Source organism: Silvibacterium bohemicum (genome assembly GCF_001006305.1).
In the GTDB taxonomy this organism is placed as follows: Bacteria; Acidobacteriota; Terriglobia; order Terriglobales; family Acidobacteriaceae; genus Silvibacterium; species Silvibacterium bohemicum.
In genome coordinates this window covers 100,959-115,692 of record NZ_LBHJ01000002.1, presented here as the reverse complement: position 1 = coordinate 115,692, position 14,734 = coordinate 100,959, and the positions used below count along the sequence as shown (strand labels likewise).

Here is a 14,734-nt window from a genome sequence, read left to right as displayed (position 1 = left end):
CCAGACGAGCTGAGCTTGAGGTATGTTAAAGACGGTGTCGAGACGCCAAAGTCGATGAGGGCGTCCCGCCGATCTTAATCCTGAGGCACTCCATGTCCGTTTCTCCCGCCCCTCTCTTTCGGGGCGCTCTCTTCGCCGCTCTGGCCACCTTGTCGCTTTCCAGTTACGCTCAACGGCTTCCACAGTCGGTCCATCCCGAGCACTATCGTCTGACGCTCGCTCCCAATTTGAAGGACGCGACCTTCACTGGCAGCGAAAAGATCGACGTGCTGCTCGATCAGCCTTCCGACTCGATCACGCTCAACTCAGCAGAGATCAAATTCCAGAGCGTGACGACAGAGCTGAACGGCAAAGAAGTCAAAGCGGATGTAACGGAAGACGCGGCCAAGGAGCAGGCCACCTTCAACTTCAATCGCACGCTGCCTGCCGGACGTCTTACCCTCACCATCGCCTACACCGGCATCCTCAACGATCAGCTTCGCGGCTTCTATCTCTCCAAAACGGCGAAGCGCAACTATGCCGTCACGCAATTCGAAGCTACCGACGCACGGCGCGCCTTCCCCTCCTTCGATGAACCCGCCTTCAAGGCAACCTTCGACGTCACGCTCATCGTGGACAAGGGCGACACGGCCATCTCGAATACCAACATCGTCTCCGATACGCCGGGGCCGGTGATCGGTGAGCATGCCATTCGCTTCGCGACCACACCGAAGATGTCGACCTATCTCGTCGCCTTCCTGGTCGGCGACTTCCAGTGCACCTCGGGATCGAGCGATGGCACGCCTATCCGCGCCTGCGCTACGCCGGACAAGGTGCAGTACACGAAGTTCGCTCTCTCCGCGGCTGAATTCGTGCTGCACTATTACGACACCTACTTCGGGATCAAGTATCCGATGCCCAAGCTCGACATGATCGCCCTGCCCGACTTCGAAGCCGGTGCGATGGAGAACTTCGGAGCCATCACCTATCGCGAGACTGATCTGCTCACCGACGAAAAGACCGCATCTCTCGGCGCCAAGAAAACTGTCGGCATAGTAGTTGCCCATGAAATGGCTCATCAGTGGTTCGGCGACATGGTCACCATGCAGTGGTGGAACAATCTCTGGCTCAATGAAGGCTTCGCAACGTGGATGGAGAATCGTCCAGTTGCGGCCTGGCATCCGGAGTGGAACATTCCCGAGGATGTCGCTACTGACCTCAACAACACGCTGAATCTCGATGCGCAGCACACCACCCGCACCATTCGCGCCGAAGCCAATACGCCGGATGAGATCAACGAGATGTTCGACGGCATCACCTACGGCAAAGCCGGAGCCATGCTGCTGATGGTCGAGAATTACGAAGGCGAGGAGACCTTCCGCAAGGGTGTGCACAACTATCTGAGCGCGCACATGTACGGGAATGCCACCGCTGAGGACTTCTGGAACGCGCAGACCGAAGTAAGTCACAAGCCGATCGACAAGATTATGGAAAGCTTTGTCGCTGAGCCTGGCGAGCCGATTCTGCACTTCGAGAATCCGCAGCCAGGCAGCGTCTCCGCCAGCCAGCAGCGCTTCTACCTGAGCCCCAGCATGAAGGCGCAGGGTGCGCAGGCATGGGCGGTGCCGGTGTGCTTTAAAGCAGACGCCAACGGCGCCGACTGCGAAGTCTTCTCTGTCGCCGAGGGTTCGATCAAGACGCCGCAAGCGCCCTTTCTCTTCGCCAACGCCAGAGGCAAGGGCTACTACCGCAGCAGTTATTCCGAAGATGTCTACACCAAGCTGGTGGCGCATGTAGAAGACGGTCTCACTCCGGAAGAGCGCATCTCCCTGCTTGGAGATCAGTGGGCTCAGGTGCGCGCGGACAAAGCATCGGTCGCGTCGTTCCTGCAGCTGGCATCCGCTGTAAAGAGCGACGATAGCTCCGCGGTCGTCGAAACAGCGCTGACCAGCGTGGGCTCCATCAGCAACCAGATCGCAGACACTCAGGAGGAACGACAAGCGCTTGCCGCATGGGTGCGCACCAACTTCAAGCCTGCGTTGGATCGCCTCGGCGCGCCATCGGCCGCCGACTCCCCTGAGAAGCGCGAACTGCGCGCAACCCTTTTCAGATCGGTTGGCAACATCGGCAAAGATCCGGATGTGATCGCGGAAGCGAAAATCATCTCAGCCAGATATCTTGCAGACCAGAGCTCCGTGGATGCAACGCTCGCTCAGCCCGCGCTATCTATCGCCGCAGCCAACGGCGACTCTGCCTTCTTCGACCAGCTTCAGACGATCGCAGAGACCTCTCCAAACCCGGAGCTCCAGGAAAGGGCGCTGAACCTGCTCGCGGCTTTCCAGGACCCAGCGCTCGAGCGGCGGGCCTTTGCCTATACCATCTCCGGGAAGGTGCGGAACCAGGACTCCCCATATCTGTTGGTCGCCATGCTGCGCGGTCCGCAAACCCGCGAGCTCGCGTGGCAGCTCATTCAGCAGAACTGGGACCAGGTGAGCGCACAGGTGACCAAGTGGTCGGGCGCGACCGTGGTCAGCGGTACGAGCAGTTTCTGTTCCGCTGAGAGGCGCGATGAAATCATCGACTTCTACTCCACGCATAAGGTCCACGCCGCAGAACGCGCCTTGTCGCGCGCGAAGGACCAGATGAACGACTGCATCGAGCTGCGCGCCTCGCAAGGGCCGAAGCTGAAGCAGTGGATCGCCGGACAATAGCCAAGCGACGAAACATTCACCAGCGGGCGGGGATTCTCCTCGCCCGTTCTTTTTTGCCTCCACTACTTATTGCACCGCTCGAAGAACATTTGCGCGCTCTAAGATAGAAGTTGTGACCAACTTTCGTGAACGATTGGCAGTCGTGGAAGACCAGATCGACGCTGCCTGCAAGCGCGCGGGACGCCCGCGCGGTGAAGTTCGCCTCATGGCGGTGTCGAAGACCCATCCCGCGAGCGCCATCGTCGAAGCGGCGCAAGCCGGAATCACGCTCTTCGGGGAAAATCGCGTGCAGGAGTTCGAACGCAAGAGTACGGAATTGACCGCCTCCGGTATCGGCATTCGAGCAGCGGCGAGCGAAACCGGCATCGAGGTTCATCTCATCGGCCATCTGCAGTCGAATAAGGCAGCCAAAGCCGCGCAGATATTTTCGGCCGTAGACACCGTCGACTCGATCCGCCTCGCCGAGCGCCTCAACGAGGCCGCGATGCGTCAGAACAGCAAGCTTTCAGCTCTTCTCGAAATCAAACTCAGCGCGGAAGAATCCAAAACCGGCCTTGATCCCGAAGGCGAAGAGCTGCGCGAGCTTCTCGATCACGCTTCCGATTGGGCTCACCTCAAAATCCGCGGACTGATGACTGTGCCTCCGCTCGACGACAACCTCGAGACCGCACGCCAATGCTTCCGGCAATTGCGCGAACTGCGCGATGCGCTCGCTCACAGACATACCGGGCTCAATCTCTCTGAGCTTTCTATGGGCATGTCCGGCGACTTCGAGACCGGCATCGAAGAAGGCTCGACCCTGATCCGCATCGGCACTGCGCTCTTCGGTAAACGGGAGGTTCGCGCCTGAGCCTTGCGCTCGCGATTCAGGATAGCCACGATTTAGACGGCCGCGACGGCGCGGTGTTTGCCGTTCGTGTCGCTCCGCGAGCTGGCAGAACGGCGATCACCGGAACCATGGGCGAGGGAGCGAATATGGTCCTCAAGATCGCGCTGGCCTCGCCTCCCGTCGATGGACGCGCCAATGAAGCCCTGATCGCTTACCTTGCCGGCATCCTCGATGTCAGCCGCGCAGATGTAGCCATCACGACTGGAGAGCGGTCGAAGAACAAACGAATCCGCATCCGAGGGCGAAGCGCCGAGCAAGTAAGACATGCGCTCGAAGAACATCTCGTCTTGCGTCTGCGGCTCTGTTGTCATTCCATGTAGACTTTCTTTTCTGTCATCCGCAGATTTTGGGAGTCGAATGTCACCACTCTACGCAGTCGTCCTGGGCGTGATCGTTGTTGTCCTCCTCGCCGTTTCACTCACGCGCGCGCGCACCGTCAAGACCAAGGCCGATTTCCTCGTCGCCGGGCGCTCGCTTCCCGCCTTCGTGCTGGTCTTCACGCTGCTCTCGTCGTGGATAGGCTCGGGATCTCTGCTGGCCGGCGCAGAAAACGCCTATCGGCATGGCTTCGCCGCGCTCTGGCAGGGCGGAGGAGGATGGGCCGGGCTGCTGCTGATTTACTTCATCGCGCCGCGCGCCCGCCGCTTCGCGCAGTTCACCATCCCCGATCTTCTCGAGGCGCGCTATAACCAGGTGGCGCGCGTGCTCGGCGTCATCGCCGTGCTCTTCGCCTATACGGCGATCACCAGCTACCAGCTCATCGGCGGGGGAGACATCCTGCACCTGCTGTTTCCCGCGGTCATCAGCGCCACGCTGGGCAAATACATCCTCGCCGTTTTCGTGATTCTCCTCACAGCCATCGCGGGCATGTCCTCAGTGGCGTATATGGATGTCGTCATCGGCCTGCTCGCCACCTTCACCATGCTCATCGCGCTTCCGGTGCTAACCCACGCCGCCGGCGGATGGAGCGCGGTGACGCATACGCTGCCTGCGTCTCACTTCCACGTGCTGGGTGACTTTTCCTTCGTTCAGGCCATGGAGCTCTTTCTGCCTACGTGCCTACTCATGCTCGGCAATCAGTCGATGTATCAGAAATTCTTCTCCGCCAAATCCGAGCGCGATGCACGCGTGGCCGTGGTCGGATGGATCATCGGAACGGTCGTCCTGGAGAGCGTCATCGTCGCACTGGCAGTGGTGGGATCGGCGCTCTTTCCCACCGGAGAGGTCGCGCAGCATCCGCGCGAAATCCTCGCCTACAGCGCGCTCCACGGCATGCCCGCATTGCTCGGCGCACTGCTCATGGGAGCCATCTTCGCCAAGGTCATCTCCACCGCGAACAACTATCTCTTCTCACCGGCAACCAATCTGATCGAAGACGTCTTCGTGCGCTACATCGCACCCAACGCGTCGAACAAACGCATCCTGATCGTTTCGCGCTTGATGGTCGTGCTGCTCGGCATCTGGGCGCTCTATCAGGCGCTGGGCACCGAATCGGTGCTGCAGAAGGCTCTGTATGCTTACACCATCTACTCCGCCGCGCTCACCCCGGTCATCCTCGCCGCTTTCTACTGGCGCAGAGCCAACGCCGCAGGAGCGGTCAGCGCCATCGCCGCCGGGACGTTCGTCACCGTCTTCTGGGACAGCGCGTTCGTCCATCAACATTTGCCGGCTATGATTGCCGAACGCGACGCGATCCTGCCGGCGCTGCTGGCGGCGCTATTGTGCCTGATCGGAGTGAGCCTGCTCACCAAACCGCCGAGACCGGAGCAGCTGGCGCAGTTCGGCAACTGATGGCAAAATTTGGCAATTTATGCCATCATCTTTGGAAGTTCAACGGAGACTGCTATGCCAACCATGAACATTTCTCTGCCCGACGTACTCAAAAATTTCGTGGAAGAGCAGGTGAGTTCGGGCAAGTATTCGAGTGCTTCGGAATATGTGCGCGAGCTGGTTCGTGCGGAACAGAAGAATCACGAGAGGGAAAAAATCGAGCTGAAGCTGCTGGAAGGACTGCATTCCGGCGAGCCTGTGGAGCTTAATCCTGACATGTGGGACGGTTTGCGCCGGAGGCTTCGTACGCGCGCAAAGAAGGCCGTCTAGCTATCATGCATCCGGCGCGATTCCGTCCTTCTGCGTGGCAGGATATTTCAGAGACGATTGAGTATCTGGAGACGCAGGGCGGGGGCGATCTGGCCGAGAGATTCCTGGATGCGGTGATGGCGAGCATGCATGCGCTCGAGAAAATGCCGCGCATGGGCGCACCCTGTCACTTCCAGCGCGCAGAACTTCACGATTTCCGGCGCTGGCCTGTGAAAGATTTTGAGCGCTGGCTGATCTTCTATCGTCTCGAAGCTGCGCACATCGATGTTGTGCGGGTTTTACACTCGGCTCTCGATATTTCCGAAATATTTGGCTGAACCTACGGTTCTGCGAAGCCCACGGCTCTTCGATCCTTACTTCAGCGGCTTCCGCGCAAAGTAATAAAGTGAAAACGCCAGGAGCGCGAACATCACCACCGAAAGCGGCTGGCGATAAAGCAGCTCATACGGAGCCGAGCCCGCAGCGAACCATAGACGCACCTCGTGTCCGCTGGCCGCGTCGTAAAGCTTCAGCGCCACGCCGAGCAGGCCCATGATGCCTCCGGCTGCAATCAGTCCACTGGCATAGAGCGATCCGGGAGAGACTTCGCTCTCCGTCTCCGACGCATCGCCACCGGCTTTGGCGACTGCACGGTCGACCATCCAGCGCATGATGCCTCCGCAGAAGATGGCCAGCGTGGTTCCAATGGACAGATACGCGCCCACGGCGAAGGACAGCGATCGCACGCCGAGCAGTTCGACCGCGATCACCAGGAAGACTCCAAGCAGCACCAGCCCCCACGGCAGTTTGCGCGTGAGAATGCCGTTGATCACCGTGGCCATCAGCCGGCCTTGCGGCGCTGCGGCCTTCTCGCTGCCGATGCCCTGCGACCATTGAATCTCGATCTTGCCCGTGGACGGGTTGTAGAGATATTTTCCGTCGGCGAGAGTGGAAGAGCCGAGCGCATTGAGCAGCACATACTTACCGCCGTCCACAAAGGTCGTGGACCTATCAGGATGGGTGAGCATGAAGCGCTGCCGCGTGAAATGCTGCTGCTGCACCTGTACGCCGCTGATCGGAGCACTCAGATCGTAGGCGATAGGCGCTTTCATCGGAGTGAACTCCTCCAATCCTTTGTTCATCGCGTTCAGCGTTAGCCCGATGGAGAAGACGGAGACAGCAACGCCGACCATCACCGCGATCTGCTGCTTCCACGGAGTCGCGCCGACCAGAAACCCTGTCTTTAAATCCTGCGATGTATCGCCGGCATTGGCGGCCGCGATGCAGACCACTCCGCCGATGGTGATGGCCAGCGCTCCGAAGGCGGGAGCGGTCCAGCCCTTCACGAGAAAGATCGCCGCGGTCGCCATCAGCGTGGCGATGGTCATACCCGAGATCGGATTCGCCGAGCTTCCGATGAGCCCGACAATTCTCGAGGACACAGTTACAAATAGAAATCCGAAGACCACCACCAGCAATGATGCGGCCAGGTTCGCGAGCCATCCCACCTGCGCGCCGGGCACCGGCTTGAAGGTGAGGAAGAGGAACATCAGCAGCACCAGCAGCACGCTGCCGCCCAGCACAATTCCCATGGGCAGATCGTGCTCGGTCCGCTTCGTTGCCGATGTCGAAACATTCTTGCCGATGGTCTTTACGCCCGCAGCCAGCGCGCCGAAGATCGTCGGCAGTGTCTTGAGCAGGGTGATAAGACCGGATGCAGCAACCGCACCTGCGCCCATGGGACGCACGTAGGTTCGCCACAGATCGCTGGGCGTCATCTGCGCAATTGGAACCGTGCCCGGATAGATCGGGCTGGCGAAATGCGCTCCGAAGAAGTGAATTGCCGGCATCAACACAAACCAGCTGAAGACGCCCCCCGCGAAGAGCACTCCGGCAACGCGCGGTCCGATGATGTAGCCCACGCCGAGATATTCCGGAGTCGCCTCCGCGCGCAACGCTGAGCCAGGCAACCACTTCGGCTCATAATTCGGCGTTCCCGGCCATGCGCCGAGCAGGTTTTCATTCTGGAAGAGTGTGTAGACCGCGCCGATGCCCAGCCCGAAGAAGACTCTGCTTGCGAAAGAGCCTCCGCGCTCGCCGGCGATCAGCACATCGGCGCAGGCTGTGCCTTCCGGATAAGTGAGGTTCTCATGCTCTTCGACGATCAACTGCCGCCGCAGCGGAATCATGAACAGCACGCCGAGCCATCCGCCCAGCAGCGCCAGAATGAAGATGCGCGAGTATTCCAGATCGAAGCCCAGGAAGATCAGCGCGGGCAGCGTAAAGATGACACCCGCGGCGATCGACTGCCCGGCGTTGCCCGTGGTCTGGACGATATTGTTTTCGAGGATCGAGGCGCGCCCCAGCGCCCGCAGCACGCTGATCGAGAGCACGGAGATGGGAATCGACGCCGCCACCGTCAGCCCGGCGCGAAGACCTACATAGACGGTGACCGCGCCGAAGAGCACTCCGAAGAGGCAGCCCAGCAGGACCGCGCGCACGGTGAACTCACGCCGGGATTCAGCGGCGGGAACAAAGGGCTGAAAATCTTGCAGACTAGCCAAACAGTGCCTCCGAAGAGCGAACGATTCCTGCGGACGCGTCCGGTCCTCAGGGCGAAGGGTGAGTGTAACAGCGCAGCCAATCTCGACAGAAGCCGTCCGGAACGGTAGACCACGAACAGCTTTTACCCTGCGATATTCTCGGGAGATGCAAGCCCGCCGGATTCTCGCCTACTTCGCTATCTACATTCTCTGGGGTGGATCTTTTTTGGGCATCCGCGAAGTGGTTTCCGTTACGCCGCCCTTTTCCGCGGCCGCGATTCGCTTCTTTCTCGCCGGGCTCATCCTCCTCACCTACGCGCAGCTCAGGGGGCTCGGCTCCATCACCCGCCGGCAGTGGCTGGGCGCGGCGCTTCTCGGCCTCATCATGTTCGCCTGCGAGTATGCCTGCCTTTTCTGGGCCGAGCAGCGCATCTCCTCGGGCATTGCTTCGGTGATCTCCGCGACTATTCCCGTCTGGATCTTCGCCGGCGAAGTCTTTCTGCTGCGCACGCAGAGGATTACCGCGAAATCGCTGGCGGGGATCGCGCTGGGCTTTCTCGGGGTGGTCATCCTCACCTGGCAATCGACACGTGCAGGCCAGGTCGGCTCCGCCTTCGCTATGGTCATCGCCCTCGTCGGAAGTTTTTGCTGGTCGGGTGGAACGTTATTGTCCCGCAGGCTCGTCCTGCCTGCTTCGCGCGTAACCAGCGCCGGCTGGCAGATGGCGACCGGCGGCTTTCTGCTCTTTCTCCTCGCCTCAGTCACTCGCGAAGGACATCGCCTGCCCGCCGCCTTTGCGCACTGGAGCCCACGCGTCATCGTCGCCATGGCCTATCTCATTCTGGCGGCATCCCTACTCGCGTTCACCGCCTACGTCTGGCTGCTCGGCCACGAGCCCATGGGACGCGTTGCGAGCTACGCGTATGTGAATCCCGTCGTAGCTCTTGCGCTGGGAGCGTGGCTGGGCAACGAACACCTGACCTTACTCCAGGTTCTCGGGTCGGTGCTGGTCCTGGCCGGAGTTTTCGCCACGCTGACCGGCAAAACATCGCTGCCTCCGGTTCCCATAACGTCAACCAATTAGGGCCCGTACTCCCTCCGCCACCCCAGTCGCAACTGGAAGTGCGCAGCCAATCGTCGTATACTCACAGGCAACGGCGGGTTTTCCACAGCTTGTGAACCCCGTCGGGAGCGAGGTGCGCCTTCAGCAGTCAAAATGACCGGCTGACGATGGATCTTCCCCAAAGCCAGACCAACGCCTGGCGAGCAGTGGTTCGCGTGCTGCGAAGTACCCAGCCTGCTCACAATCTTTTGCATAGTGTCACCTCAGTTCTTTTTCCCGCCGACTGCCAGGTCTGCGGCGAACCCCTCTGCGGATACTCTCGCGTTCCTGTCTGCGCCTCCTGCTGGAAAAGTATTCCCGAACAAGCCCGTCCGCTCTGCTCACGCTGCGGAGAGAGCCTCGGCATCTGCGATTTCGGCGAGGCGACACCGGCTGTAGAAGAAACCCAGTGCCGCCCCTGCCGGATGGCGCCGCCCGCGTTTGCCCGCGCGGTGGCCTGCGGCCCTTACAGCGGAAGCATGCGTCCTCTGCTTCACCTGCTCAAATACGACAGCCTGGAGCCGATCGCCGCGCAGCTGGGCAAGGTCATCGCAGCGGAACTGGCGTGTCATCCCGATCTGCCTGTTGCGCCTGTCGTTGTGCCTGTACCGCTCTTCCGCGAGCGGGAGAAACAGCGCGGCTTTAATCAATCCGAACTTCTGGCCCGCGCGGCGATCCGCGCCATGCGCCAACGCAAGCCCGGCTGGGGAGGGCGGCTGGCCGCAAGAGTCCTGCAGAGAAGTCGTGCAACCCAAAGCCAGGCAGGCCTGAGCCTGTCTGAGCGCCGTCGCAATCTGCGCGGCGCTTTTTTTGTCTCCGATGCCGAGACGATACACGGGCGGGATGTGCTTCTCATCGACGACATTTACACCACCGGCGCGACCGCGCGGGCATGCTCCTCGGCGCTGAAGCGTGCCGGAGCGGCAAAGATCTGGGTCGCCACCGTGGCCAGAGCGCAGCGTCACGAGGCAAAGATTCGCTATGAGTTCGCCGGCCGGGAATCGCCGCAGGAGATGAGCCGGGATGTCGCTCGGTGGAATAGCACGGTGCAGTAGCGGAAGCAACGCCGGAAGTCTGGAAAACAGAATCCGGAAAAACGGGGGAGAGGATGTCGCTCGGAAAAGCTATGATTCATGCTCGCAAGCAAAAATCGCTCGCCAAATGCCACACGTTGTCGCATGAGAGCCGCGGGTCTTATGATTCGCGCGCCGAGGAAGCCGAGACAGCGGAACCGCGCTCCCGCCCCGCCATGCAGACCCCGGTGCTCGTTCTCAACGCCTCGTACGAGCCGATCAACATCTGCGGCGCGCGCCGCGCCCTGGTGCTGGTCCTCAAAGGCGTAGCCCGCACAGAAGAGGAGCAGGGAGCCGTTCTGCACGCGGCTCGCGTGCGCATGCCCATGCCCTCGGTGATCCGCCTGCTCGAATACCGGCGCATTCCGCACCAGACCCGCGCCCTTTCGCGCAAGAACATCCTGCTGCGCGACCGCAACACCTGCCAGTACTGCGCCATCGTGCTGCACTCTTCCGAGCTCACGCTGGATCACGTCCAGCCCCGCTCTCGCGGCGGTCTTTCCACATGGGAGAATCTGGTCGCCTGCTGCCACTCCTGCAACCGGCGCAAGGGCAATCAGCTGCTCCACGAGCTGCATGACATGAAGCTGCTGCGCGAGCCGCGGCCGTTCTCGCTGCATACGAGCCGCCACATCATGCGCATGATCGGCCACTCCGACCAGAAATGGCGGAAGTACCTCTACTACTGAGTTGGTGCCATGCGGTCTTAGTGCGGTCAGCCGCTATTTCCAAAGCATGTTACGCCCCCCGTTCTCATAACGAGTACAAGTGTTCTTGCTATGAGAACGGTCTCCGAATCGCTTGGCGATCAGCTTGCATTTCTGCATGGCTGAGGCAAAATCATCCTGGATTATTGAAACCGTCTCAGTGCGATGGCTTTCGTCCTCACCGCTCCGTCGTGAGAGGCAGGCTCATTGGATCGATAGGAACCACGCAGCCCTCGCCCGCTTCATGCAGGTTGCACCCTGGCAGCAGACGGCCGAACAGTGGTCTTATGGCAATGCCGATCAATGCAGGCGCACCTGCCGGGAGTATCCCTTACTGCGGCTTCGCCTGCTGCGGAGGAGCTTGAGTTGGGGGCGCCTGAACTGGAGCTGCCTGGGCCGGTGCTTGCTGTGCAGGCTGCTGATCGGTTCCGCCATTGCCATTGCTGATATCCTGCCCCTGAAAGAGCACGCGGATCGTCGAGCTGAAGCGCTTGTAATTGGTGTACTTCAGCGTTTCGCGGATGTGGACATCTTCGCTGAGAGCTCCGTTTTGCGCGGAGAAGTGCAGAATGCCGTCGCCCTTGGTGTAGACCGGAAACCAGTATTTGCCGTCGATCTGCTGGCGGTAAGTCGTAAAGGGAGGGGAAAGATCTTCGTGTCCTTTGCGCGTATCGTCCGGAACATTTTTCCCGTTGGTCACGACGATCTGCATGTCGTGCTGATCCACCCAGAGGCGCCCCTGAAAATAGCGCTTGTTCTTTTCAATCACCTTGGGGCGCACATCGAAAACATACGTGCCTACCTCGTCGACATCCTGCTTGCCGACATAACTCAGCACATATTGCCCAACATCCTCTTTGGTAAGCACGAAGGGCAGGCGCTGCTCGATGTCCTGAAAATCAGCCGGGCTCATCTGAATGCGCTCCAGGCTGCTGGCAGGCGCGAGAACCACATGCTCGAAACGTTTGCCTTCAGGATCGAAAGAGATATCGGTGACCTGGAAATATTGACCATCGACTTTTCCGTCGTCGTTGATAGTCTCTACTTTCACGCTGCGCTCGTAGGTATAATTCGCCATCGCCTGGCGAAAAAGACTTTCCTTAGCGGTGAACTGGTCAATAATCTGTTGGGCAGGGACCGGCGGCGCGGAAGTATCAAGCGCTCCGAATCCCTGATCGAGAGGCATCGAGGTATACGAGACCTGGGCGCGCGCCGGAAATGTGCAGATCGCGAAAAGAAGTCCAGAGATGCTGACCGAAAGAATGGCTTTCGGTATTCGCACGCGGAGGGAATGGAAGGAAGGCACGCGAGACTCCTCGAGTCATATCTTAGTTCATAGACGCAAGGAGGAAGAAAAAGCCGCGCCGAGCGACTCAGGTCATCGGCATAACCGACTTAAGTTAAAGACAAACGATCGATAGCACTCTCGTAATCACTCCTGCAGTACACTTGAGCTTTCCCGATTCTATGGAAGATTACTATCGGGTCCCGACTTTGGTGCTGCTCGGCCTGCTGGTGGCCGTGTTTGCGGCCCTCTATGCGCGGTCCCGAACTCAGCGCCGTCTGCTTTGGCTCATTGGCTGGACCCTGGTCACGGCCCGACTCGCAATTCTCACAACAATTCCCGAACACAATATCGCCGGACGGGTAGCTGCCGAGTCTGCGAGAATGATGGCCGCGATCATGTTTCTCGGCGCGCTTTCGCCGGTTACCTTCGGCAACCGCATCAAAATTCCCTACGTCATCCCTTTTTCCATTCCACTTCTGTTCTTCGCCATCTCGACTGGCCTTGATCCCGCCCCCTCCGGCTTCTTGCATTTTCTGAATTTGCTGGCGGTCGTCGCCGCCATTGCCATCGCTCTCGACTGGGGCCGGCGCCGTCATCTGCTGCCCATCTGGTTCACAGTCACATGGCCCATACTGATCGGCTTTCCCTGCCTGTACCTTGCTTACATCGACAGTAATGAGATGCTCCTCCGGCTGACGCACAGCGGAGTCAGCGTCGTGACCGCCCTGCTGGTGCTTGCGGCTTACCGCCGCATGAGCCCCGGCGTCATCTTCACCGCATCCGGATTTCTTATCTGGAGCCTGCCCCTTCTTCTTGGCTTTTTTGCTTCAGGGGACGACCCAATCTGGGTTCCGGCGCTCCGCATTCTCAATCTCATGAAGGTCATGACCGCCGTGGGCATGATCGTGCTGGTTCTCGAAGACGAGGCCCGGGAGAATGAGGCCGCCCAGAAACGCGACCGCCGCGCCCGCGCCGAAATGGAGGAATACTCCAAGCTTGATCTCTCCGTCGAGCCCCATCACGACTTCGGCATCCATTACAAAGATGTCTGCCACGCCATCTCGGCGGCGTCTCCTTACCGGCAGGCCGTCATTCTTCTGCTGGATGTCGAACACCACCTGCGCGTGGCTGCCAGCTGTGGGATCAACGCAGCACTGGCGGCTGCGCTCGATTCCTTTTCTATTCACCTGCCCATCGAGGAATTGGATCGCCCCCGTTCGAAATTCCGCGATGTGGGAACTGCAAATATCCGGAGGGTGGATCTCCGGCGCTGGATCCAGACCGGCGATGAACTGGAACTACAGAATTTCACCGACGTTTCAGTCATTCCCATCGCCGCCCGCACTGGCGCACTGCAGGGAATCCTGATGCTGGCTGCGCTGAAGGACGAAGAATCGCTGCTTCCTGAAGATCTGCTCCCGCTGGAGCTCCTGGTGGCCCGAGTCGCCGCCGCCCGCGAAAATGGACTTCTGCTGAGGCGAGTAACGCGGTCGGAAAAGCTGGCCGGCATCGGGCAGCTTGCCGGTGGTGTCGCCCATGAGTTGAACAATCCACTCACCGTGGTGATGGGCTATGCCGAGCTGATCCAGGAGATATCGAGCGAAGAGAGAATTCGCCGCGACGCCTCCATCATCCGCAGCGAATCGCACCGGATGAAGCAGATCATCGAGAGCCTGGCGCGCTTCTGGAAGCCGTCCCCCAGTCCCGTCTCATCGATTGCCGTGCCCGAGCTGCTCGCCGAGGTGGAGTCCATGCGCCGGGGAGAATACGAGCGCAGAAAGATTCGCTTCGACGTAGTGTTCTCGGCGGAGCTGCCGCGCATTCACGCCAATAGCGACCAGATGCGCCAGGTCCTTTTGCAGATCCTGGATAACGCCTCTTCCTCCACCGACGAAACGCAGGCCGAGCTCGAAAAGAGGATTCGCCTGGAAGCGAAGCGAACCGACGATCGCCTGCAAATCGTAATTTCGAACAGCGGTCCCGGCTTTTCGAATCCCGATAAGATCTTCGATCCGTTCTTTACCGTGAAGCCGCCGGGCGAGGCTCCAGGCCTGGCTCTCAGCCTCTGCTACTCCATCATTCGTGAACAGGGCGGCGACATGAGCGCGTCGAATCTGCACCCCTGCGGAGCCGCCGTCGTCGTCGATCTCCCGATCGAAAGATCGCAAAATGGCGTAGCACCGCCCTCCTCTCCGCTGCCCGCATAGAACTGATTTGCTCGTGTCAACTTTGGCTTCGTATCCGGAATGGTTCCGTCTCAGCATTAGCTTCGTACCAGGGCATGACTTCAGTCATGCCATAAATGGCGCATAGCAAGAGAGCTTCAGCCCCTGAGAGACGTCTGCCCGCATTCGGATTTACCC

General features: G+C 60.0%; 12 protein-coding genes. 10 read left to right on the top strand and 2 right to left on the bottom strand.

Annotated features, from left to right (window positions below; translation table 11 throughout):
- The first annotated feature begins 92 nt into the window (after window positions 1-92).
- The 6 genes from XX99_RS04380 (at window position 93) to XX99_RS04355 (ending at window position 5,996) form a co-directional block, all read left to right on the top strand.
- On the top strand, window positions 93-2,690 hold the full coding sequence (locus XX99_RS04380) for a M1 family metallopeptidase (protein ID WP_050058179.1): 2,598 nt from the start codon (window positions 93-95) through the stop codon (window positions 2,688-2,690).
- A gap of 112 nt (window positions 2,691-2,802) precedes the next feature.
- Complete coding sequence (locus tag XX99_RS04375; RefSeq protein WP_156185792.1) at window positions 2,803-3,540, top strand: YggS family pyridoxal phosphate-dependent enzyme; 738 nt, start codon at window positions 2,803-2,805, stop codon at window positions 3,538-3,540.
- A gap of 53 nt (window positions 3,541-3,593) precedes the next feature.
- A complete protein-coding gene (locus tag XX99_RS26535; RefSeq protein ID WP_231581146.1) occupies window positions 3,594-3,899 on the top strand; it encodes a DUF167 domain-containing protein in 306 nt (101 codons plus the stop codon).
- 37 nt (window positions 3,900-3,936) lie between these two features.
- Complete coding sequence (locus XX99_RS04365; RefSeq protein WP_050058176.1) at window positions 3,937-5,370, top strand: sodium:solute symporter family protein; 1,434 nt, start codon at window positions 3,937-3,939, stop codon at window positions 5,368-5,370.
- Window positions 5,371-5,433: 63 nt separating this feature from the next.
- Window positions 5,434-5,679, top strand: coding sequence for a type II toxin-antitoxin system ParD family antitoxin (locus XX99_RS04360; protein WP_197081826.1), 246 nt, complete (start codon window positions 5,434-5,436; stop codon window positions 5,677-5,679).
- 5 nt (window positions 5,680-5,684) lie between these two features.
- The gene (locus tag XX99_RS04355; RefSeq protein WP_050058174.1) at window positions 5,685-5,996 is read left to right on the top strand and encodes a type II toxin-antitoxin system RelE/ParE family toxin; all 312 of its coding nucleotides are present in this window, start codon (window positions 5,685-5,687) and stop codon (window positions 5,994-5,996) included.
- Window positions 5,997-6,032: 36 nt separating this feature from the next.
- On the opposite strand, the gene XX99_RS04350 is transcribed toward XX99_RS04355, so the two are convergent.
- Window positions 6,033-8,222: an OPT family oligopeptide transporter gene (locus tag XX99_RS04350; RefSeq protein ID WP_050058173.1), complete on the bottom strand. Its 2,190-nt coding sequence runs from the start codon at window positions 8,220-8,222 to the stop codon at window positions 6,033-6,035.
- Between the two features lie 145 nt (window positions 8,223-8,367).
- On the opposite strand from XX99_RS04350, the gene XX99_RS04345 reads away from it, so the two are divergent.
- From XX99_RS04345 to XX99_RS04335, 3 genes are all read left to right on the top strand, one after another.
- The gene (locus XX99_RS04345; RefSeq protein ID WP_050058172.1) at window positions 8,368-9,285 is read left to right on the top strand and encodes an EamA family transporter; all 918 of its coding nucleotides are present in this window, start codon (window positions 8,368-8,370) and stop codon (window positions 9,283-9,285) included.
- Between the two features lie 146 nt (window positions 9,286-9,431).
- Window positions 9,432-10,358, top strand: coding sequence for a ComF family protein (locus tag XX99_RS04340; protein WP_050058171.1), 927 nt, complete (start codon window positions 9,432-9,434; stop codon window positions 10,356-10,358).
- Window positions 10,359-10,429: 71 nt separating this feature from the next.
- Window positions 10,430-11,065, top strand: coding sequence for an HNH endonuclease (locus XX99_RS04335; RefSeq protein WP_231581145.1), 636 nt, complete (start codon window positions 10,430-10,432; stop codon window positions 11,063-11,065).
- A 349-nt stretch (window positions 11,066-11,414) separates the two neighbouring features.
- Here XX99_RS04335 and XX99_RS04330 read toward each other — a convergent pair whose 3' ends face one another.
- Entirely contained in the window at window positions 11,415-12,389 is a 975-nt protein-coding gene (locus tag XX99_RS04330; RefSeq protein ID WP_184085148.1) for a hypothetical protein, read from the bottom strand.
- 161 nt (window positions 12,390-12,550) lie between these two features.
- Here XX99_RS04330 and XX99_RS04325 point away from each other — a divergent pair, with 161 nt between their 5' ends.
- Window positions 12,551-14,578, top strand: coding sequence for a sensor histidine kinase (locus XX99_RS04325; RefSeq protein WP_050058170.1), 2,028 nt, complete (start codon window positions 12,551-12,553; stop codon window positions 14,576-14,578).
- Window positions 14,579-14,734: the final 156 nt, after the last annotated feature.